At 46.4% G+C, this 21,709-nt stretch carries 19 protein-coding genes; 11 read left to right on the top strand and 8 right to left on the bottom strand.

The features are described 5' to 3' along the window. The first annotated feature begins 82 nt into the window (after positions 1 to 82). The 6 genes from ACIGBN_RS05255 to glgP all read left to right on the top strand — a co-directional run bounded on the left by ACIGBN_RS05255 (position 83) and on the right by glgP (position 7,281). Complete coding sequence (locus ACIGBN_RS05255; protein ID WP_396664036.1) at positions 83 to 775, top strand: haloacid dehalogenase type II; 693 nt, start codon at positions 83 to 85, stop codon at positions 773 to 775. Between the two features lie 176 nt (positions 776 to 951). Next, positions 952 to 2,109, top strand: coding sequence for an ergothioneine biosynthesis protein EgtB (gene egtB, locus ACIGBN_RS05250; RefSeq protein WP_396664034.1), 1,158 nt, complete (start codon positions 952 to 954; stop codon positions 2,107 to 2,109). A 150-nt stretch (positions 2,110 to 2,259) separates the two neighbouring features. Then, positions 2,260 to 2,613, top strand: a complete 354-nt coding sequence (locus ACIGBN_RS05245; protein ID WP_133002937.1) for a YkgJ family cysteine cluster protein — start codon at positions 2,260 to 2,262, stop codon at positions 2,611 to 2,613. A gap of 5 nt (positions 2,614 to 2,618) precedes the next feature. Beyond that, a complete protein-coding gene (locus ACIGBN_RS05240; protein WP_396664032.1) occupies positions 2,619 to 3,323 on the top strand; it encodes a pseudouridine synthase in 705 nt (234 codons plus the stop codon). Between the two features lie 62 nt (positions 3,324 to 3,385). Further along, a complete protein-coding gene (gene rho / locus ACIGBN_RS05235; RefSeq protein WP_396664030.1) occupies positions 3,386 to 4,333 on the top strand; it encodes a transcription termination factor Rho in 948 nt (315 codons plus the stop codon). A 401-nt stretch (positions 4,334 to 4,734) separates the two neighbouring features. Then, complete coding sequence (gene glgP / locus ACIGBN_RS05230; RefSeq protein WP_396664028.1) at positions 4,735 to 7,281, top strand: alpha-glucan family phosphorylase; 2,547 nt, start codon at positions 4,735 to 4,737, stop codon at positions 7,279 to 7,281. 80 nt (positions 7,282 to 7,361) lie between these two features. On the opposite strand, the gene ACIGBN_RS05225 is transcribed toward glgP, so the two are convergent. From ACIGBN_RS05225 to ACIGBN_RS05215, 3 genes are all read right to left on the bottom strand, one after another. Next, positions 7,362 to 8,135, bottom strand: coding sequence for an endonuclease/exonuclease/phosphatase family protein (locus ACIGBN_RS05225; RefSeq protein ID WP_133002941.1), 774 nt, complete (start codon positions 8,133 to 8,135; stop codon positions 7,362 to 7,364). Positions 8,136 to 8,203: 68 nt separating this feature from the next. Continuing rightward, the gene (gene cls, locus ACIGBN_RS05220; protein ID WP_396664026.1) at positions 8,204 to 9,658 is read right to left on the bottom strand and encodes a cardiolipin synthase; all 1,455 of its coding nucleotides are present in this window, start codon (positions 9,656 to 9,658) and stop codon (positions 8,204 to 8,206) included. Positions 9,659 to 9,774: 116 nt separating this feature from the next. After that, positions 9,775 to 11,082: a DEAD/DEAH box helicase gene (locus ACIGBN_RS05215; RefSeq protein WP_396664025.1), complete on the bottom strand. Its 1,308-nt coding sequence runs from the start codon at positions 11,080 to 11,082 to the stop codon at positions 9,775 to 9,777. 258 nt (positions 11,083 to 11,340) lie between these two features. Between ACIGBN_RS05215 and ACIGBN_RS05210 the strand changes: the two genes are divergently transcribed. Then, on the top strand, positions 11,341 to 11,736 hold the full coding sequence (locus ACIGBN_RS05210; RefSeq protein ID WP_396664024.1) for an ACT domain-containing protein: 396 nt from the start codon (positions 11,341 to 11,343) through the stop codon (positions 11,734 to 11,736). A 107-nt stretch (positions 11,737 to 11,843) separates the two neighbouring features. On the opposite strand, the gene ACIGBN_RS05205 is transcribed toward ACIGBN_RS05210, so the two are convergent. Then, positions 11,844 to 12,215 (bottom strand): glutathione S-transferase N-terminal domain-containing protein, encoded by a 372-nt coding sequence (locus ACIGBN_RS05205; RefSeq protein WP_133002945.1) that lies wholly within the window; start codon positions 12,213 to 12,215, stop codon positions 11,844 to 11,846. Positions 12,216 to 12,528: 313 nt separating this feature from the next. On the opposite strand from ACIGBN_RS05205, the gene ACIGBN_RS05200 reads away from it, so the two are divergent. Together ACIGBN_RS05200 and ACIGBN_RS05195 are read left to right on the top strand one after the other, a co-directional pair. Beyond that, entirely contained in the window at positions 12,529 to 13,059 is a 531-nt protein-coding gene (locus tag ACIGBN_RS05200) for a chorismate mutase (protein WP_396664023.1), read from the top strand. 503 nt (positions 13,060 to 13,562) lie between these two features. Then, the gene (locus ACIGBN_RS05195) at positions 13,563 to 14,033 is read left to right on the top strand and encodes a Dps family protein (RefSeq protein WP_133002947.1); all 471 of its coding nucleotides are present in this window, start codon (positions 13,563 to 13,565) and stop codon (positions 14,031 to 14,033) included. A 95-nt stretch (positions 14,034 to 14,128) separates the two neighbouring features. On the opposite strand, the gene ACIGBN_RS05190 is transcribed toward ACIGBN_RS05195, so the two are convergent. Continuing rightward, positions 14,129 to 14,914, bottom strand: a complete 786-nt coding sequence (locus ACIGBN_RS05190; protein WP_396664022.1) for a zinc-dependent peptidase — start codon at positions 14,912 to 14,914, stop codon at positions 14,129 to 14,131. A gap of 207 nt (positions 14,915 to 15,121) precedes the next feature. Here ACIGBN_RS05190 and ACIGBN_RS05185 point away from each other — a divergent pair, with 207 nt between their 5' ends. Beyond that, positions 15,122 to 15,403 (top strand): hypothetical protein, encoded by a 282-nt coding sequence (locus tag ACIGBN_RS05185; protein ID WP_133002949.1) that lies wholly within the window; start codon positions 15,122 to 15,124, stop codon positions 15,401 to 15,403. A gap of 278 nt (positions 15,404 to 15,681) precedes the next feature. After that, positions 15,682 to 16,680: a porphobilinogen synthase gene (gene hemB / locus ACIGBN_RS05180; protein WP_396664020.1), complete on the top strand. Its 999-nt coding sequence runs from the start codon at positions 15,682 to 15,684 to the stop codon at positions 16,678 to 16,680. Between the two features lie 116 nt (positions 16,681 to 16,796). Here the strand turns inward: hemB and ACIGBN_RS05175 are convergent, their stop codons facing one another. The 3 genes from ACIGBN_RS05175 to ACIGBN_RS05165 form a co-directional block, all read right to left on the bottom strand. Then, positions 16,797 to 18,311 (bottom strand): alanine/glycine:cation symporter family protein, encoded by a 1,515-nt coding sequence (locus ACIGBN_RS05175; protein ID WP_396664018.1) that lies wholly within the window; start codon positions 18,309 to 18,311, stop codon positions 16,797 to 16,799. Positions 18,312 to 18,642: 331 nt separating this feature from the next. After that, complete coding sequence (locus ACIGBN_RS05170; RefSeq protein ID WP_396664016.1) at positions 18,643 to 19,335, bottom strand: 2'-5' RNA ligase family protein; 693 nt, start codon at positions 19,333 to 19,335, stop codon at positions 18,643 to 18,645. A gap of 222 nt (positions 19,336 to 19,557) precedes the next feature. After that, positions 19,558 to 21,696 (bottom strand): TRAP transporter permease, encoded by a 2,139-nt coding sequence (locus tag ACIGBN_RS05165; RefSeq protein WP_396664014.1) that lies wholly within the window; start codon positions 21,694 to 21,696, stop codon positions 19,558 to 19,560. Positions 21,697 to 21,709: the final 13 nt, after the last annotated feature.

The raw sequence follows: 21,709 nt of genomic DNA, 5'->3' as shown, positions 1-21,709 counted from the left end.
CGGACGGCTAAGCCATCCACGTTAAGGTGGTGTTACATTCTGAATTGGCTGTTTTTATTACAATGAAAAACGAGACACTGCTATGAAACAAAAGACAATATTGTTCGATATCAATGAAACTGTGCTCAACCTAACGGCGTTAAAGCCTAAATTTGTGGCGGCTTTTGGCGATGACAGTGTGATGGCAACATGGTTTTCAATGCTGCTGCATTCGTCAACCGTCTGTGTTGTTACCGATGTTAAGACCGACTTTGCCTCCTTGGCTCGTGTTATGTTGGACAGCATTGCGACCCGCAAAGGCATTACCTTATCCGTCCAGATGCGCGACGAGATTCTAACGGGCTTTGCTAATCTGCCGGCTCACGAAGACATTCAACCTGCCTTGCGTCAATTACAAGACGCCGGTTTTCGCACCGTGGCCTTTTCAAACTCATCGCGTGATTTAATTGCTATGCAGATCAACAATGCGGGATTATCAGAATGCTTTGATGAGGTTATTTCTGTTGAAAGTACCGGCCGCTTTAAACCTGATCCACAAGCTTACCAGTTTGCTGCTGAGCAGTTAGATCAACCACTGTCGTCTTTGCGTTTGGTGGCGACTCATGATTGGGACACCCACGGCGCTTTGTCGGTGGGCATGAAGGCGGCGTATATTGCACGTACACCAGCGATTTACCACCCATTATATCGTCAAGCAGACATAGTCGCTGCCACCATGGGCGATATTGTAAAACAAATTATTGAGCTCGATGGTCCGCTAAAAGCGTCCGTTTAGTCTCATTTTTCTTGCCTGTAAGAGAGACTTTCTGGCCAGTCAATGGGTCAATACTGGATCTGGCTAAGGTCGCTCTTAATTTGAATGTTAGGCATAATAGGCGCCTTTTATTTTAGGCGCTGAATGCCTCAGGCATCTCCTCACTGAAGCGACCCATAATCTCCAAGGTATAGACCATGTTATTAGCCCACTATCAAACCACACGAGAGCGGACTGAATCTCTTTGCGCACCGTTGAACACTGAAGACTATATTCCACAAGCGGCGGATTTTACGAGCCCTCCAAAATGGCATTTAGCGCATACAACGTGGTTCTTTGAAGAAATGATCCTGACCAAATATATGGCGGATTATGTGGTGTTTGATGCGCATTTTGGCTTTCTATTTAATAGTTATTACCACAGTGTGGGAGAACGGGCGGTACGTGCTCAGCGTGGATTAATGACGCGCCCCACGGTGGATCAAGTGTACCAATATCGCCATTACGTGGATGAGCATATTCAAGGTTTGCTCAAGGGCGAGGCACCAGAAGAAGTAAAAGAGTTGGTCAAACTGGGCATTCACCATGAACAGCAACATCAAGAGTTGTTGTTGACCGATTTAAAATACACCTTGTCATTAAACCCTATGTACCCGGTATACCAAAAAGACAGCAATCTGGTGGCCGGTCATAACGACAGCCAAGCGGCAAGTGAGTCCTGGATAGCGATCCAAGAAGGGGTTTACGAAGTCGGCTATGCTGGTGACGATTTTTGCTTTGATAATGAGCAAGGACGGCATAAGGTGTATGTGCAAGATTTTGAGATTTCAGCCTCTTTAGTGACCAATGGTGAATACATTGAGTTTATTGAAGCTGGGGGATACGACACCTTTAGCTATTGGTTTGATGAAGGTTGGGCATGGCGTTGTAAGCATCAAATCAACAGCCCCTTGTATTGGACCAAAATAGAAGGCCAATGGCATTATTACACCTTAGCAGGGTTAAAACCGTTGGATAGAGATGCGCTGCTATCCCATGTTTCCTATTATGAAGCGAGTGCGTTTGCTTGCTGGAAAAAAATGCGATTGGCCACGGAATTTGAATGGGAGGTCGCGTCATCACGATTTTCTTGGGGACAGCGCTGGGAGTGGACGGCTTCCGCTTATCATCCTTATCCGAAATTTAGCATCAGCGATGGCGCCGTGGGTGAATACAATGGCAAGTTTATGGTCAATCAAATGGTCTTACGAGGTGGCTCTGTGGCCACGACTGAAGGGCATTCAAGAGCGACCTATCGAAACTTCTTCCATCCGCACTTTCAATGGCAATATTCCGGTATTCGCTTAGTGAAATAACAGCGCATGTCTACCTAGAGGCAGACTCATGGTAGGCTTAGCTAAGAATTGGTTTAATGCACCGAAACGACATCTCTAACTGGCTGTAAAAAATGTCAGTAAAAAATGTCAAATAAGAGTGTGAATGAGCCCTACAAAAGGCGACAGTAAATGAATACTAATCGAGACATCATCGCGCGTTTACGCAGTAATATTCCCTCTTTTGAATGCACTCCAGGCTGTCATGATTGTTGCGGCCCTGTGACCACCTCGTCAGAAGAAATGTCACGCCTGCCAGTGAAAACAGACGCAGAGCATGACGCCGCCTTAGAAAATTTTTCCTGTGTACACTTAGGGCCAAATGGCTGTGAAGTATACGATGAGCGACCTTTGATTTGCCGATTGTTCGGTACTACGCCGAATCTGGCTTGCCCTAATAGTTGCCGACCCAAAGAAATGGTCGCGCCTGAAATTGAAGAGCAAGTGCATGAGTACATTGCGAGCACGCGACAAGTATTGGTCTGAGTCTTATGCGCCTTGATAAGTTTATTGCTAAAAGTACCGAGCTTAGTAAGCACGATGTGTTGCACAGCATTCATCAGGGTGAGGTGAGCGTCAATGGCGTGGTCGTAACAAAAGAAGCCCAGCAAGTGCATGAGAATAATCAGATTCTCTTAAAGGGTGTTAGACTACAGCCACGGCCGTTTCGTTATTTGCTGATGCATAAACCCGCCGGCACGATTTGCTCGAACATTGATGAAGCTTACCCTTCTTTGTTTAATGGTTTAGAGATTGATAAGTGCTCCGAGTTACACATAGCAGGGCGCTTGGATGCGGATACGACCGGCTTAGTGCTTATCACCGACGATGGACGCTGGTCGTTTGATATTACGCGACCCAGTAAAGCGTGCCATAAAGTGTATCGAGTTTGTTTATCGCAAGCCTTATCTGGTGAGCGAGCGAAGGAAATTTCTGAGCAATTTGAACATGGCATTATGCTTCAAGGAGAGTCGCAGCTTACCTTGCCTGCGACGTTACAAGTCATCACCCCTACAGAAGTATTGCTGACCTTAACAGAAGGTAAGTTTCATCAGGTAAAACGTATGTTTGCAGCGATGGGCAATCGCGTAGTGGCATTGCATCGCGAGCAAATTGGCGCCGTTTACTTGGATGTAGAAGTGGGGCATTGGCGCTATTTAACGCATCAAGAGGTTCAGTCTTTTTTGTCTATTTAAGCGATTAATAGACGACAAAAGTCAGACTTACTATTTTATTATTCAGAGCAATTAATCCAATTATGACCAGAAAAATATTAAGTTTGAAGGGCAAGCGAGCCAAAGACCTTAACCCAGTAGAAGAAAGCCTTGAGGATCTGTATCCGAATGATCCGCAAAAACGCTTTCTTAATGGCGTAGCGGTTCATCCTTCTCCCTGCATTCGTCTGGAATCTGGCTCTGCTGAATTGTCGGTTCGTGCTATGGACTTGATCTCACCGATTGGCATGGGACAGCGAGGCTTGATTGTTGCCCCTCCGGGATCTGGGAAAACCACCTTGTTGAAGCACATTTGTCAGGCGGTGAGCACAGCGTATCCACAGATCAAGCTTTACGCCTTGCTGATTGATGAGCGTCCAGAAGAGGTAACTGATTTCAAACGCAGCGTGTCAGCTGAAGTGCACGCCTCTTCGTCAGACAACAGCCATGCTCAGCATGTCCGTATCGCTGACGATTTATTGGACATGGCGTGCGCGCAAGCTGGTGAAGGTCAGGACGTGATGATTGTTATCGACTCTTTGACGCGCTTGTCTCGTGTGCATAATGCAGGGCAACGAAGCAGTGGTCGCACCATGTCGGGTGGGGTCGATGCGCGGGCATTAGAGATTCCTCGTAAGTTATTTGGTGCGGCCAGAAAGATAGAAAATGGCGGCTCATTGACGATTCTCGCGACAGTACTGGTGGACACTGGTAGTCGTATGGATCAGGTGATTTTTGAAGAGTTCAAAGGCACCGGTAACATGGAAGTTGTGCTGTCGCGAGAAGTGGCAAGTCATCGAATTTTCCCCGCGTTGGACATCGCCAAAAGCGGCACCCGACGCGAAGAATTATTAATTGACCCTAACGACCTTGAACAAGTCAGAACGCTGCGCCGTGCTTTTACCAACCTAAAACCGCTTGATGGCACGCAAAAACTCGTTACCTTGCTAAAAGAATACCCAACCAACGCCGAGCTGCTTAAGGTGTTTTAAGCGCCAGTTGAGCCACCTTTATGGTGGTGGGCTTTTGGGCTGAGACGCTGTTGTATTGAGACGCTGCTGTCTTTAACTAAGCGCACAATATTGGCATAGGATCTGTATGCTGCTCGAAAGAGGGTGAACGCTCGTTTCCCCTTTTTTTATCGCCACTTTGGCACAGTTTCCGCATTTTTCATGATTTATCATCCCCCTTGTAGCACTTTACCTTTGTCGATGTAATGCAAGTCAATGTTCCCTTCATAATGCCTTTCCAATGATTTATCCAGCTGGTAGTTTTAGGCTGGTTGGCCGGTTAATGATGCCCTCACTTGGTTAGCAAGTAAGCGTCAAATTCGGCCCATCCCTCGATGACATTGCGCTAAACAATGCCCCAATAGATTCAAGCAGGAAGCGATATGGACACACAAACACCTTGTAGCTCACCACTGACCGCTCTTTTTCCAACCGAATTGGAAGGGTTTGATCAGTTAGCCGAGTTAGCACTCGATTTACGTTGCTCATGGAATCACGCCACCGACGACATATGGCGACAGCTTGACCCTGAATTATGGGCACTCACACACAATCCCTGGGGGTTATTGCAAACCGTATCGCGGGAGAAAATTCGTACATTGTTGGCCGATCCGGGGTATCGAGCGCAGCTTGATAAGCTGGTGAAAAAGAAACGTGAGGCGGAACAAACGCCAGCTTGGTTTCAACAAAACCACCCTAAATCGGCGCTTAATGCGGTGGCTTACTTCAGTATGGAGTTTATGTTGAGTGACGCGCTGCCTATTTATTCAGGTGGCCTGGGCAATGTTGCTGGAGATCAGCTAAAAGCCGCTAATGATTTGGGGGTGCCTGTCATCGGCGTGGGGTTGCTTTATCAGCAAGGGTATTTCCGTCAGATAATCGATCAAAATGGTCTACAACAAGCCGTGTATCCCTATAACGATCCAGGGCAATTACCAGTCTCTCCTTTGCGTCATGCGAATGGAGAATGGTTACGCATAAAGCTGGATCTACCGGGTCATCCTATTTGGTTACGTGCTTGGCAAGTTCAGGTTGGTAGAACAAAGCTCTATTTACTAGACAGCAACGACACCGCAAATTATGCCCCGTTTCGTGCAATCACTAGTGAGCTTTATGGTGGCAGTGCGGATCTGCGTTTGATGCAAGAGTTGGTGTTGGGCATTGGCGGTTGGCGCTTGTTGAATGCATTGGGAATAGAGCCGGAGGTTTGTCATTTAAATGAAGGGCATGCCGCTTTTGCCATCTTAGAACGTGCGCGTTGCTTTATGAAAAAGAGTGGGCAGTCTTTTGCGGTGGCTTTGGCCGCCACGCGAGCAGGCAATGTTTTTACCACTCACACTGCGGTCGCCGCGGGCTTTGACCATTTCGCGCCCGCTTTGATTGAGCAGTGGCTCGGCGACTACGCCAACCTTGAGTTAGGCATTTCAACCCCTGATTTATTGGCGTTAGGGCAGGTGGATGCGAACCATTCTAGCGCTGACTTCAATATGGCGTATTTGGCCATTCGTGGCAGTGGTGCCGTCAATGGCGTGAGTGCGTTGCATGGTGACGTGAGCAGGCGACTGTTTGCCTCCTTGTTCCCTCGTTGGCCCTTGAACGAGATTCCCATAGGGCATATTACCAATGGTGTGCACACCCCAAGTTGGGACTCGGCGAGCGCTGATGAACTGTGGACGAAAGCCTGTGGCAAGGACCGTTGGCTTGGCGCTACAGACGAGCTAGGTCAATCTATTCGAGCCGTGTCGAATGCTGAGTTGTGGCGTTTTAGAACGACGGCAAGCCAGACGTTTGTCAGTTACGTGCGCGAGCATCTAGTGCGTCAGATGGCGGCGTCGGGAACGCCTCAAGCGGACATGGAAGAAGCGCAGCATTTGTTTGACCCTAAAGTACTGACGCTTGGTTTTGCTCGACGTTTTGCGACCTATAAACGACCGAATCTATTGCTGCATGACCCCGCTCGCTTACTGCGCATATTAACCAACCCAGAGCGGCCTGTGCAGCTTGTTATGGCGGGGAAAGCACACCCTGCGGATCAGGCTGGTCAGGCATTGATTAAGCAGTGGATAGACTTTATTCGCCAGCCACAGGTGCGCCAACACGTCATCTTTCTGAGCGATTACGATATGTTGCTAAGTGGTCATCTGGTGGCGGGTGTTGATGTGTGGTTAAACACCCCGCAGCGGCCCTGGGAAGCGAGTGGCACCAGTGGAATGAAGGTGTTGGTGAACGGGGCCATTAATCTCTCTGAGCTGGATGGCTGGTGGGCTGAAGCGTATCGCCCTGATATTGGCTGGGCACTGGGGGATGGTAAAGAGCACTGTGATGATCCTGATTGGGATGCGATTGAAGCCGAGGCGCTTTATGACCTGCTCGAACAGGAAGTGATTCCTGAGTTTTACCAACGGGATGAACAAGGCATCCCGATCGAATGGACAACACGAATGCGTGAAAGCATGGCGCATTTAACGCCTCATTTTTCGACTAATCGAGTGGTTCGTGAATACACAGAGCTGCGTTATCTTCCGGCTGCGAAGGCTTTTCGTGAGCGTGCTGCCGACAATGGCGCACTCGCCAAACAAATCGCAGATTGGCAGCAAACGCTTGATCAGCAGTGGGCTGGGTTGCGCATTGACGGGGTGATGGCTAGACAAGAAAATCAGCAGTACTTCTTTTCTGCCAGCGTCTTGCTTAATGGTTTAGCGCCACAGGACGTGAGTGTTGAACTCTATGCCGACGGTGTGGACGGCAAGGAAGCGCTACGACAGACAATGGTGTGTGAATGCCTACCGGATGACAGCAAAGGCACTCATTTGTATCGTTTAACCGTGCCTGCGTCGCGCGCCTTAACGAATTACACGTTGCGAATCATACCGTGTCGAGAAGGTATATCCACGCCGCTGGAGGTCAATCATATCGTATGGGAGCATTGAGTGCTCTGAGATAAAAGTGCTCTTATCATGGCGTTATGGCCCTGAGCAATTGCCCCTTCAGTCGTGTGTTTTAGCGTCTGCTAGTTAGGCAGGTGCAGTGACAGACTGATGGGGTAGTGGTCGGATGAATGAATGTCGGTGTGGACCTGCACATGAGTTACGTCTAGGCCTCGGCAGTAGACATGATCGAGATGCCTGAACAGGTGATTCAACCTAGGTTGACGAATCATGTCTACTTTTCCCAATGCAAAAGCGGCGGCGAGCTTATTAAAGTCCGACAGCCTTTTTTTGTTCCAAGTATTAAAATCCCCAGCCAATATAATGGGCCCTTTATGGTCTTGTAGCGTGTGTGATATTTGTTCGAGATGGGCTCTGAATTTTTCGATGGAAACAAAATTGATCAGGTGCGCATTGACCACCAAGAGGGATGATTCATTGTGAGCCGATTCACGCTGAGTCAGTGGGTATTCGATGGCCAACAGCATTTTTTTGGTTTGCGTGAGTGGCTCTCCATGGTCAGATGCAGAAAAATACTGAGATTTGGCGGTAACAGAGGAGCCTGTTTTTACCCCAGTTTCTATGTTGGTTTTTACGTTCCGAAAGCTGCTCGCCATAATCCATTGATGCTGAGATGATTTATGAAACAGGTTATCGAATGGGGAGTTTAAAACCGCTTCCTGTAAAAGCACCAAATCTTTGTTGTGAATCAGGCTGGAAAAATCTTTTTGCCAGCCTTTTTTCTTGCATTTAAACACATTCCAAAGCAGCAGTTCGATGTTCGGTCCCAGTGTTTGCTCAGGCGCATTTCCCATTAAGGTAAGTGATTCAACTGTGTGATAACGATGTGTAATCATGGAATAAAACCTCAAATAAATACGCTAGCGGTTTGTTGCTACTCTGTTCTGTCCTGTCCTACATGATTTTATAAATAGGGGGAAAACAAACGAAACAAGTTATTGCGGATTTTTTTGTAAATAGGCAATTGGCTCATTTCTTCTTCTATAACCAGCTCTGCATTTTTTTGCTTTTCATTAAACAGCTGGGTTAATTGTGCATTGAGGGAGCTGTCAAAGCATTCTAAATTAATCTCGAAGTTAAACTCTAAGCTTCTTGCGTCCCAATTGGTGGAGCCGATAAAAGACCAAACATCATCGATGATGACAATTTTGCTGTGATCAAAGGGGCGTTTGTTTTTGTAGATGCGAATGCCGTGTTCGAGTATTCGCGAAAAGTTGGCCTCCATGACCCAGTCTACAAAAGGGATGTTACTGTGGGCAGGAACGATAATATCGACCGCCACACCACGTAAAGCGGCAGCGTGAAGCGACGTCATCAGGGTTTGATCTGGGATAAAATAGGGGGTGATGATTTTGACGCTTTTTTGCGCGCAAACTAAGGCGTTAATCAGTGTCCAGCGTATTCTATTATGGTATTCATCTGGTCCGTCTTGTACTACGCGAGCCACGATAGGGTGGCTTTTTTCTGGCCGAGGTTTATGCAGATCAAACAAAGGGAATTGGATGCGCTTACCTGTGGCAAAGAACCAATCTTCCACAAAGACTTTGCTTATTTGGTCGATGACAGGACCCGTTACTTTAAAATGAACGTCATCAATGGGGTGTTTTGAGGCCTTTACCAGATTGTTTTTACTGACATTCATGCCGCCAATATAGGCAACTTCGCCGTCCACACAGAGTATTTTTCGGTGGTTTCTTAGATTAATAAAACGAATGCCCGTTAGAGAAACAGCGGGTAGAAAACGGGCGGTGTTTACCCCTCTTTTTTTCAAGGCCCGATCCGATTTACGCCAACTGTAGCCGACCCCAATGCCGTCCAATAGAACGTTGACAGTAACGCCTCTTTGGTGGGCTTCGGCCAGCGCCTTAACAAATTGTCGACCTAATGAATCGTAGTCAAAAATATAGCTTGAGAGCACCACATAGTGCTGGGCATTCTTAATGGAGCGGATCATTTCCGGGTAAGCGGTATCGCCATTAATAAGCGGTGTAATGGCGTTGTGTGCGACAAAACTAACTGGGTGAATGGCGTACCCTGCCGTAATGGAGGAGTGCCAAGTGTCAGGCAAAGAGTGAAAATCAAGGGCGGAAGCTTGGTTACGAAAGTCCTCTTTGAGTGTCTGAGGGTGCTCTTTTTGAGCCAGTCGCTTAATGCGGTTTATACCAAAGAGCCAATAGAACATACTGCCGATAAAGGGGGAAAAGATGACTAAACCAATCCAAGCCAATGAAGTGCGATCATTTTCTTTAAACAGTAAGACATGCAGCGAAGTGAGCAAAGATAAGCTGATGTGTAAGATCAGTACATTGGTAACCCAATGGACATAAACCCAATCAATCAATGATTCCGCTATTTGCATAAACTCCATCCTAGCCAGCCGTCGATACGCAATAAAAAAGAGGCCATGAGGCCTCTTTACATTCTACTCCGAGAAACGATCTTTACGAAATCTGTCTGCCAGTGTTTGCGGCTGAGTTACTTACTCTTATGACTGCGCTCTGCGTTTTTTTGTGGCGCGTCGCTTTTTGACTTAATCGGATGTTTAGGTTTTGTGCCTGTTCTTGGTTTCGATGGGCCTTTTCGCTCTGGCGCTTTGCTCTTACGAACAAAATTCAACACAGAAACGGGTACTGTTTTTCGAACCGGGAATTCATCGATTTCTTCACGTTCGATAACATGTTTCAAACGGCTTTCAATCGCGCATAGGTTTTTAAAGTCACCCATAGCAACAAAAGAAATGGCTTCACCGTCTGCACCAGCACGGCCAGTTCGACCAATACGGTGAACGTATTCTTCTGGCTTGAATGGCAAATCGTAGTTAACAACACGGCTTAGGTCGCCAATGTCGATACCGCGTGCGGCAACGCCGGTTGCGACTAAGTATTTTAATTTACCGGATTTGAAATCAGCCAGAATCTTTTCACGCATGGCTTGGCTTCTATCACCATGAATCGAGTCTGCTACTATGCCGCGCTTGGCAAGTTGAGCAACAAGCTTGGCAGCACCGTGTTTTTTCTCAATGAAAATCAGCGCCTGATCCCATTGGTGTTCCTTGATCAAATGGCTAAGCAATGCTGATTTAGTGTCTTTATCAACCGTGATTAACCACTGTTTGATGGTTGGTGCTGTTTTGGTACGCGGTGAAATTTTGATTTCTGTTGCGGCTTCACTGACCTTGCTGTCAGCAAAATCGTAAGAAAGTGAGCGTACACTGTCTGTTATGGTTGCTGAGAAAAAGAGATTTTGACGGTGCTGAGGTAGGCGATCTAATATTTTATACAAATCGTCTGAGAAGCCCATGTCGATCATTCGATCGGCTTCGTCCAACACTAATACTTCAAGCTCATCAAAGTGAATCGCACGTTGATGCGCTAAATCAAGCAATCGGCCAGGCGTCGCGACCAGAATATCAACACCTTCAATTAGGCGTTGCTTTTGTGGCTCTATATCCACACCACCGTAAACGGCCATAGACGTGAGCTTTAAGTTTTTGCTGTACAGAGCAATATTGGCTTCTACCTGCACGGATAATTCACGTGTTGGTGTCAGGATAAGTGCGTGTACGCGTTTGCCGCGTAGGGTGCGTTCTTTATTCAGCTTTTCTAGAATCGGTAGAACAAACGCCGCCGTTTTACCGGTACCGGTTTGCGAGGTTGCGACTAGATCTTTACCAGCAAGGATAACCGGAATGGCTTGTCGCTGAATTTCGGTAGGGGTGCGGTAACCCAGTGCTTTGGTGGCTTTTACAAGAGGGCTGGATAACCCTAGTTTTGAAAATGGCATAGAGGCTCGGACAGATTGTCATAAGGAGAGTAGCGCGCAGTATAACGTAAAACGCCTCTTATCGTTGCCTGATTCTTGCAAAATAAGACATGATATTGAGAATCAAAAAGGCACCCTTGGTAAGTCAATGTAAGCGCTGTTGTTGACCCTTTGTTTATGGGGTTTAAAGGAGAGCGGCATGATTTGGGGTCTGCCATCAAACGTGGGTTGTGTTAAAGTCTAGAATTTACAATCCTTTCCCCTTTAAGGAGTTTTTTTATGTCCGGTATGATGGACCTTAATGAGCTGTTAAGCAGCATGTCACCTAAGCTACAAGCAGAAGAATTTGTATTTTGTACAAGCAAAGACGCTGACTTTGATTATAAAGATTTGTTGCCAGTGGCGACATTTCGCGAAGCAGAAGGGCTAACGCTGATCCTACCGTTGGCGTCGGCTAAGCAAGCGGGTTTTGATTGCGATGGTGTCTACAAACAAATTACGTTAACGGTTCATTCAAGCTTAGAAGCCGTTGGTTTAACCGCCGCCATTGCTGCAAAACTTACCGAGAAAGGCATCAGCGCAAATGTTGTTGCTGCGTATTATCATGACCATATTTTTGTCCAGAAAGACAAAGCTGAAGCGGCTATGTCGGCGTTACAAGAATTAATCGGCTAGCGCCTTGTCTCTTCGGAAATACAGATAAAAAATGGCCGCTGTCTACAGCGGCCATTTTTATTTGGGCATTGCCCAGTGTCTTTTACGTTTCGCCCTTTACTCTAAGGTTAGGCGAAGCGTTTCTCTAGATAGCGAATGATATCTGAAGATTCGTACATCCATTCTACTTTGCCATCTTGCTCAATGCGCAAACAAGGCACTTTGACTCGACCACCGCCTTCTAGTAACGCCTTGCGATGTGGAGACCCTTCAGATGCGCTGCGCTTTTCAATTGGCAGGTTCAGCTTGTATATTGCGCGGCGAGTTTTGATGCAGAAAGGGCAGGCGAAGAATTGGTAAAGCGTTAGGTCTTTTGCAGCCATATTGACGGCTTGTTGCTTTTCTGGCGTACGCTTTACTTTTGATCCTCGGGTGACAAGATCAATGGTTGCGATGATAGCGCCTAGCAGGTTACGGATTAGATTAATAAGTATTTTCATGCGAGTAGCTTGTTTGCCTTCTTAATAAATAGGAATGGTATCAAATTGTGCTCATTCTAGCGGTAATGCACCAATTGTATAAGTGCTAGCAGCGAATGTTTTTTGAGGCTATGACTGGCGGAGTCTTTTCCAGACCGTTCGGAGTGTTCGGTTCGCCCCGTTTTTTGAGATGGCTTTGGTTGTTTTGAGGCCGCCATTATGAGATTTTTACTGTGTTTTTTGAGCACTCGTTAACAAGGACACGTTTTTTGTTAAGGTCTTGTTCTTTAAGTCTGATGGCGTTATTTAAACCAATAAAAATAGGATGTTTGTTATGTTAAAAAAGTCTCTTCTGGTGTGTATGTCAATGGCATCGTTTTCGTGTTTTGCGGCCACGCCTACCTCACTTAGCCTTTTTCAAACCGTTAACGAAAGATTGAGTTACATGGAAGATGTTGCTTTGTACAAGGCTCAACATCATAAAGCCATTGAAGACTTACCTCGTGAAGCGGTTGTGATTAGCAAGGCGGGCGAATCGGCCCAAAAATATCAGCTTAATAAAGTCAGTATAGAAAATTTTACCGCCGCTCAAATTAGTGTCGCCAAAGCGATTCAATATCGCTACCGTGCCGACTTGCTGAGCAAGCCGACAGACTCTAAACCTCGAGATTTAACAACCGTTATTCGACCAGCCCTAATTCAATTAAATAATGAGCTGAATAAAAACTTATCCACTTATTTGGCATCAGGTCATAAAATTACTCAGAATGATTGGCCAGAATTTAAAGACACCTTGGACAACCACTACATAAGTGAGTCCGATAAACGTATGTTATTTACCGCATTAGAAAAGATAAAACGTTAAATGACGCTCATGGCATGTTAAAGAATATTGGCTTTTTTAACCGCCAATACTCAACGTAAAATAAGTCGCTGCCAGTTGGAAGGGTTTTCGGGCTGGCACCGCTCCTTAATAGCATGATGTATTATTCATGCTTGGAAATTGTCTTAAGTCATGCTGTCAGCTTTCTTGCTGTTATCTCCTCATTTGCTACAAGTTAACCCATTTCGAAGACCTCTTCTTTCCTGTAATAATATAGTTATGCCACACGGATTAACTGTGTTGTATTGAGAATGAAGCCTTAGGGCGGTTTAAATTGTGTTTGGTTTTTACCCACAGACCGAGCGAAAATAGAGCAGGGTTTTGGCCTTGTAATCGCCAATGAATCAAAAGAGAGAGAAGGGTTCAGGCTTCATGTTAACGAATGAATTTTATCGTGGAATACGCTGTTTCTAAAAACGGCTGATTGGGTTTTGTTAGCGCGTTTAATCAATGCCGTATCACGATGTTAATAATGAGGTAATAACATGACAGACATTAATATTGGTATTAATAAAGAAAATCGATCTGAAATTTCAGAGGGATTAAAGCGTCTTTTAGCCGATTCCTATACCTTGTATTTACAAACTCATAATTTCCATTGGAACGTGACCGGCCTTCAGTTCCGCGAACTTCACCTAATGTTTGAAGAGCAATATCAAGAGTTGGCAACCGCGGTAGATGACATTGCAGAGCGTATTCGTACTCTTGATGTGCCCGCGCCTGCTACCTATAAAGAATTTGCCAAACTGACTTCTATTGAAGAAGTAGAGGGTGTTCCTAGCTCTGCGCAGATGGTTAAACTATTAACCAAAGGCCACGAACAAGTCATCAGAACCGCTCGCAAGGTGTTAAAAGTGGCTCAAGAAGCGGGCGATGAATCTTCAGCTTCTTTGGTCTCTGATCGTATGCGAACCCATGAAAAAACCGCTTGGATGTTGAGAGCGACTCAAGCCTAACCCGTATCAGGCCAGTGACATCATATCGCTGGCTTTTTCCCCTACGAACACCATCGCCCTAGATAACTCAATACCAAACCGCTTACGGACTCTGTCTATTGGGCTGCGTTATTCGCGTTAGGGTCTTGTCGATAAAACTGACACAGCAGGCGATACACCTCAGGCATGTGTTTTTTCATTTTGTGAGGCGCTTCGAAAAAGGTTTCACTGCACACCGCAAAAAATTCAGCAGGATTGGTCAGCGCATATTCATCAAGAGGCAGTGGGCGATGATGTTCCCAGTCGCTGGATAAACGATCCCAAGCGGCGCTAAAGGTGTGATGCCATTCACCTGGTCGCATGTCTGGGTGCATCGGTGGAGCCCCATTGGCGCCATCGCGTAGCATGTCCAGTTTATGGGCAAACTCATGAATCACGACGTTGCTTGCATGGCCGTGTCTGGCATGGGCGCCAGTCTCACAAATCGATTCCCATGACAGTATTAAAGGCCCACGGAGCCAAGCTTCGCCACTCAAACCAGGGGCCTGACTATGAACGACGCCATCGTCACTTTGATAAGGGCGATTTGGAATAAAGTCCCCTTGATAGAGGATGATCGTGCTCCAATGGTCGTACCAGTGCAGCCCTAGATGCAAGATGGGCACGCATGCCATGGTCGCAAGGCGCAAGCACATGTCATTGGTTAGCACTGCTCCGCCGCCAGGAGAAATGGTTTTATGGACAAGAAAGCGCAGGGTCAGTTGGCGTAAAGCGTCGCGCTCTTCACCTTGATAGCGTGTCATTACAGGCCAGCTAGCGACAGCGGCTTCCCATTGCTCTGGCGTGATCTCAAGCTGATCGATGTGACGCGCTTCCCACCAGTGACTGAGTTTATTGAACATGAGAATACCTTGATAAGTGGCCAATGACAGTCAGAAAAACGTTATTTTAGGCGCAAATAAAGTTGCTAACACAGGCATGAATCAGAGATTATTATCTTTTGATTGTCGTGTGAAAAGTTTTTGGGCATAACAGGCGACTCTGCCGTTATAATCAGCATTATAAACCATCATTGATGAAACTAAATACAGCCATAAAAAGGGTTCAACATGCACGTGGATAAAGCGCAAAAACGTATCGCGAAACAAGTAAAAAAAGGTTTCAAAGGGTACCCCGCTATTTCATTAGAATATTTTGGTAAGACAAAAGAGTTGGCTACAGAAGTGGCGATTAGCTTTGTGATGGAAGAGGGCGACGCGCCACAAGAGCAACGTTTCTCATGCGAAACAGATGTGCGCGAAGACGAAACGATCCAGTCCGTATTGGTTAAAATTATTGAACGAGCTGACGCTAAAAGTGTGACCGAAGTGGCGGGTGTGACCCTGCTATAAAGCGCCAGAACGCGCGTTAGAACCCCTTGTCCTATAAAAAAACGGGGCGTCATTGTGATGACGCCCCGTTTTTTTATGCTGAGAAGTGGCTCTTGGGCTCTCCCTAGGGTCATGACATTCTGTGTCTTTTCCATGTTTTCTGATGCAAGCCATAGAAATGTGTTTATTCCATGAATCTCTTTTGCTTGCCGTAGCCTGTGCCCTTCTCTGGGGTGTACCCTTTATTCCAACCGATTTTTGAATGCGTGTTTTAACGCGCTTATTAGTAAGGAATGTCCATGTCATCTGCTGTTTCTGTTGGTCCATTAAAACGTTTACGTCGTCTTCGGGGCACGCCTGCCATGCGGGATTTAGTGCGCGAGCATGACTTTTCTTTGAGCGATTTAATTTACCCCTTGTTCATCGAAGAAGACATTAATAAGGCGATACCTCTGACGAAGTTGCCGGGTATTTTTCGTTTACCGGAACAGGATTTAGCACAAGAGGCAAAGGACTTGTTTGCCTTGGGGATTCGCTATGTTATGCCATTTGGTATTAGTCATCACAAAGACGCACTAGGCAGCGATACTTGGCAAGACGACGGTTTGCTAGCACGGATGATTTTAACCATCAAAGAGGCGTGCCCAGAGATGGTGGTGATTCCTGATATTTGTTTTTGTGAATATACAGATCACGGTCATTGTGGCGTAGTGCACAACGGCGATGTGGAAAATGACTCAAGCGTTCACAACCTAGTAAAACAGTGTATTACCGCGGCTAAGGCTGGCGCGGATATGCTGGCACCATCGGCGATGATGGATGGACAAGTGCTGGCTATTCGTCAAGGATTGGACAACGCAGGCTATAAAAATGTGGGCATTTTGGCCCATTCGGCGAAATTTGCTTCCTCTTTTTATGGACCTTTTCGTGAAGCGGTCGAAAGCGAACTGGATGGCGATAGAAAATCGTATCAACTCGATTGCGCTAACGGCCGTCAGGCTATGCAAGAAGCGTTATTGGATGAGCAAGAGGGCGCTGATATCTTGATGGTTAAGCCAGGTACACCCTATTTGGATGTGTTGGCCAATTTACGCAAAGAGACACATCTTCCACTGGCGTCTTACCAAGTAGGCGGTGAGTACGCAGGCATCAAGTTTGCTGCGCTGGCGGGCGCACTGGATGAGCAACAAGCGGTGTTTGAAACTCTGGTTGGTTTTAAACGGGCAGGGGCTTCGTTGATTGTGACGTATTATGCGAAACAAGTGGCAGAGTGGTTAGCAGAAGACGCCATGAGTTAACACGATGCGCTGGCTTTTACGGCAAGCCATCAGCCAGTAAGGCGAGGGATAAAAAAACGGCCAATCGGAAACGATTGGCCGTTTTTCTTATCAAGAAAGCGTATTAGCAATAGACGTTATTTGTTTTTCGCATCTTCTGCTTGTTGCTTTTCATAACGCTCTTCCCAGAAATCAGCGCCTTTAATGCCAAGGGCTTTCGGGTTAAACGTGTATTTTTCAACGCCTTCGGCTTTTTGACGTTCATAGTCACGAAGGGTTTTCATCGTTGGCTTCGCGAGGAAGAAGATAACCAAAATACCAACAATGTTTATCCAAGCCATTAAGCCAACGCCAACATCACCCAGGTTCCAAATGTAACCTGCTGTGTTAACGGTACCGTATGCCACCATGAACATGATCAAGAGTTTCACTAAGGTTAGTGGAATGTTGAATTTTAATGCACGGCGTAGGTAGGCTACGTTGGTTTCGGCAATATAGTAGTAAGCCAAGATAGTGGTGAAGGCGAAGAAGAAGAGCGCGACGCCAACAAACACTGGACCAACACCACCAAATACACTGGCTAAAGCCATTTGTGTGAAGGCAGGAGAAGAAATGATTGTTGATGGGTCAACGTGTTGAACGATGAACTGACCATCAGGTAGGCTACCCTGAATATTATATTGCTGGGTAATCAAGATCATCAATGCGGTTGCCGTACAGATAAACAGCGTATCCACATACACAGAGAAGGCTTGAACAAGACCTTGTTGTGCAGGGTGCTCTACTTCTGCAGCAGCGGCGGCGTGAGGGCCTGTACCTTGACCTGCTTCGTTGGAATAAACACCACGTTTTACACCCCAACCGATCGCCGCACCAAAGCCTGCTTGAGCAGTAAAGGCGTCAGAGAAGATCAGTTTGAAGATATCTGGTACTTGGTGAATGTTTAGAAAGACAACGATCAACGCCATGACAATGTAACCCAATGCCATGAAAGGAACGATGATTTGTGTGAAGTTGGCAATTCGCTTGATGCCGCCAAAGATGATGAAGGCCAAGACCAACAAAATCACCGCCAAAGCCACCAATTTGGTTGAGCTAACGTCACCGAATGAACTTGATACTATGTTACCTGGCCCGAAAATTTCTACTACGGCGTTGCCTACAGCATTGGCTTGGATGCCTGGTAAGAAAATACCACATGCAATAATAGAAGACAGGGCGAATAAAATGCCCAACCAGCGCCAGCCAAGGCAGCGATCAAAATAATACGCTGGGCCACCACGGTATTGACCGTCTTCACTGACTTTGTAAAGTTGACCTAATGTAGATTCCGCGTACGCCGTACTAGCGCCTAAGAAAGCCACAACCCACATCCAGAAAACAGCACCAGGACCACCAAAACCAATGGCTGCGGCAACACCTGCGATATTACCCACACCAACACGGCCAGATAAAGAGACTGCTAAGGCTTGAAAAGAAGAAATGCCTTTATCTGAATCGTTTGAGTTGAGTAGTAAGCTGCACATTTCTTTGAAATGTCTGACTTGGGCGAAACGAGTAAGTACGGAATAGAATAATCCTGCGCCTAGGCACAGATAGATTAACACTGGGCTCCAAATGACTCCGTTTAAGAAATCAATGAATGCTTGCATATGAAATTCTCCAAAGTGATTGCTTGGTAAGCATTGTTATAATTTTTTACAGAGGATGATTGGGTGCCAATTCCTCTGATGCCGATAGAGAACAAACCAACAGCGTTGAGGGGAACTCGTTAGTAAATTGGCTTGTTAAAAATAAAGGCGGTAGCAATCTAGCATGAAAAATGGAAATGAAAAAGAAAATCGGACTTTCTTGATAAAAAGAAAGCTTTTTCTGATAAAACAATCAGATATGATGGTTTTTTGAACAGATTTTAAAGGCTAAAACGAGAAAGTGAGCCTTATGGTCACTTTCTCTTGTTGAGGATTCTATGAGGTTAGAGGGCTATTTGAATAAATAGTGAGCGACAACCTCTTTTTGTTGCCCCCATTGGTCGGAAATCCCCACACCGATACCGACAATCTGCCCTGTTGCTTGAGGCGGATTGGCTTTCATTTTGCTGTTAAATGTTGCGAGTTTCGGACTTTTTTCGTTCGCAAGTAGGGTCAAATGAGGCTGAAAGTTTTGGAACACGTTAGGGCTACCATAACGTTGAAAAGCGGCCAATTTATTTGGAAAGTGTTTCACCCAAGTTGGCAGCGTGGCCTGTTTATCACGCAGTGGCTCTATGGCTAAGGTGATTTCGTCCGCCAGTCTTTGTAGCCTAGTTGAGGGGACCAAATCGAGAAAGGCCCAATGGCTTTGGGTAACAGTTAAGCCTTTTGCTTGAATGGGGAATGGCTGAAAACGAGCGACCACTTTTTTCACTTCTTTTAAAATGGCGCCTTCAGAACCTTCTGGAAAGTCAGTGAGATACAAGGTGGCGTGAACAGGAAAGCCTTTTTCGTAAAACGTCGTAATTCCCTCTTTTTTGAGTGAATCACTGGTGGTTTGAACTAAATCTATAATGGGTTGAGAAGGAATGGCAAAAACATTCAAGCTAATGCTTTTTGTCGCCGCGTTGGCGGAGAATGCAATGAGGCTGAGAATAAATGCCAGCGTGAGTTTTAGCCTAGTAAAACAGTGTGCCCTGATCATACTTGCGGTCCTTTTGCAGAGTTAATAAGCCTATGAAAGGCATAGTAAGGGGTGCCATGATAATCAGTAAATAGGTATTTTATGAAATTCAAATGACAAGTCCGAATAAGAGGCTAGATTATCCGAAGAGGGGCGGCGCTAGTGGTCAATAAAAAAGCCGATTTTCACGCTTTCCAAAGGATTGGATAAACAGCAAAAATCGGCTTTTACAGTATTTTTCTATTACTTAGCTAACACACTGCCTTTTGCGTATGTTCTGTTGCCAATGACAAACAAGGCTAAGAAAATGACCAAACCGACTATTTGTAGCCAGATGTCTAAGTTTGGCCACAACATCAAGACAGACGCGACCAAGGCCAATAGTCTGGATGGAATAGAGAGTTTGTCTTCTAAGTAACCTTCCATGGCGGCCACTAATGCATACAGACCAAAGATCGCGAACAAGGTGAGACGAATGAGCGTTTCTGTATCGCCGCCAATCAATGGTGTATAGGCCATTAATAAAGGCACGATATAGAGGCCTTTAGCCAGTTTCCAAGCCATCATACCGGTACGCATCGGAGGTGTTTTGGCTATCGCCGCAGCGGCAAATGCCGTCAAACACACCGGAGGCGTCACGTTACTGTCTTGAGACAACCAGAAGATGATCATGTGAGCGGTCACCAAAATCATGGCGACGTTATTAGCGCCCAGCGCTTGATCCATCAACATGCTCTTAAAGTCAGCAGGCACTTGCGCCAACAGCGCAGCCGCTTGATCCATTGGCATGCCTTGAGCAAGTTGTGCGATTGCACCTGGGTCCACTAGCATAAAGACAGCGGTCGCGGCTTGTGGCAAGTTACCACTGCTCATCATTTCCAATAATTGGCTTTCTGCGATGAGGTTAAAAATAGCCGGTGCCGACAGGGTGCCCAAAACGATATAAGACGCGGTGACAGGAAGCCCCATGCCTAAGACCAGCGACGCAATAGCAACCAGTACCAAGGTAAGGAATAAGCTGCCGCCCGCCCAATCTGAAATCATGATTGAGAAAGTGTTGCCCACGCCTGTGGTACTGATGACATTAACCACCAAACCGATGCCGATAAGCAATACGGCGGTTGTCGACATATTTCGAGCGCCTTGAGCCATCGCATCTAGGATGGCAACAGGGCCCATTTTATGACTCTTAGAAAGCCATGAAGAGACAATCACGGCGATGATGCCAAGACCAGCGGCATAGGTTGGAGTAAAGCCTTGTACCAATAGCGTTACCAATACCGCCAATGGCAAGATATTGTGCCAGCCTTCTTTTAGTACTTGTGAAATCGGCGGACCATTTTCTTCCACTGAGGTGACATTCTGTCGTTTTGCTTCAACGCGAACGAAAAAGCCAACCGATAGGAAGTACAAGATGGCCGGAATGGTCGCCACACCAATGATGGTGACGTAAGACACTTGCGTGTACGACGCCATGATGAACGCGCCTGCCCCCATGATTGGAGGCATTAATTGTCCACCCGTGGAGGCAGCGGCTTCAATACCTGCCGCAAAGCGAGCTGGGAAGCCTGCTTTGCGCATCAATGGAATCGTAATAACCCCAGTGGATACGGTGTTGGCCACAGAAGAGCCGGATACCGAGCCCATTAGACCAGAACCTAAAACCGCCACAAATCCCGGGCCACCAATCATTTTACTTGCCAATGAGCGGGCAAGCGCAATGATAAAGTCACCGGCACCTGATTTGACAAGAAACGCGCCAAATAAGATGAACATGAAGACAAAGCTCCACGATATTCGGGAGATAGAACCAAACATGCCATCGGTACTGAAGAAGCTGCGATAAAGCAATGTTTCAAGGCTCAAACCAGGGAAGGAGAAAGGACCGCCGATCCATTTTCCCCACAACACAACGTACGTCAGTGCGACCAGAATTAAAAACGGAATGAACCAACCGCTGGTGCGTCGAATGAGTTCCAGTGACAGCAAAACAGCAATACTGGAAACAATCCAATCACCGGTGTCGAAGGTGACACCACGGGCGTATAACGCGTCTTCGAAAAAGACGATGTAAAGCACCATCCCGACCAGCGCGAGCACAATCAGGATGTCGAAAAAGAGGGCGATCTTGCTATCACGCCATTTCGGGTTGGCTGGGACCAAGAGCGCACACAAGGCACCAAATCCAGCAAAGTGAAAAGCAGATATTCTTAATTCAGGCAAGGTGCCTATTGTGTTGATGTAGATATGGGCAACGGCAAGAAAAATAGATAAGGCAAAAACAAAACGTGTTAGCCATTGACCAGAACGATGTTTGGTCTCGAATTCTTCTAAATCAATATCAGTCTCGGAGGAGTCTATCGAGTCATGTGAAGCGGTCATAAAACAGCTACCT

The organism is Marinomonas sp. NPDC078689, from assembly GCF_044542435.1.
In the GTDB taxonomy this organism is placed as follows: Bacteria; Pseudomonadota; Gammaproteobacteria; order Pseudomonadales; family Marinomonadaceae; genus Marinomonas; species Marinomonas arenicola.
This window is presented reverse-complemented; position numbering and strand designations above follow the sequence as displayed.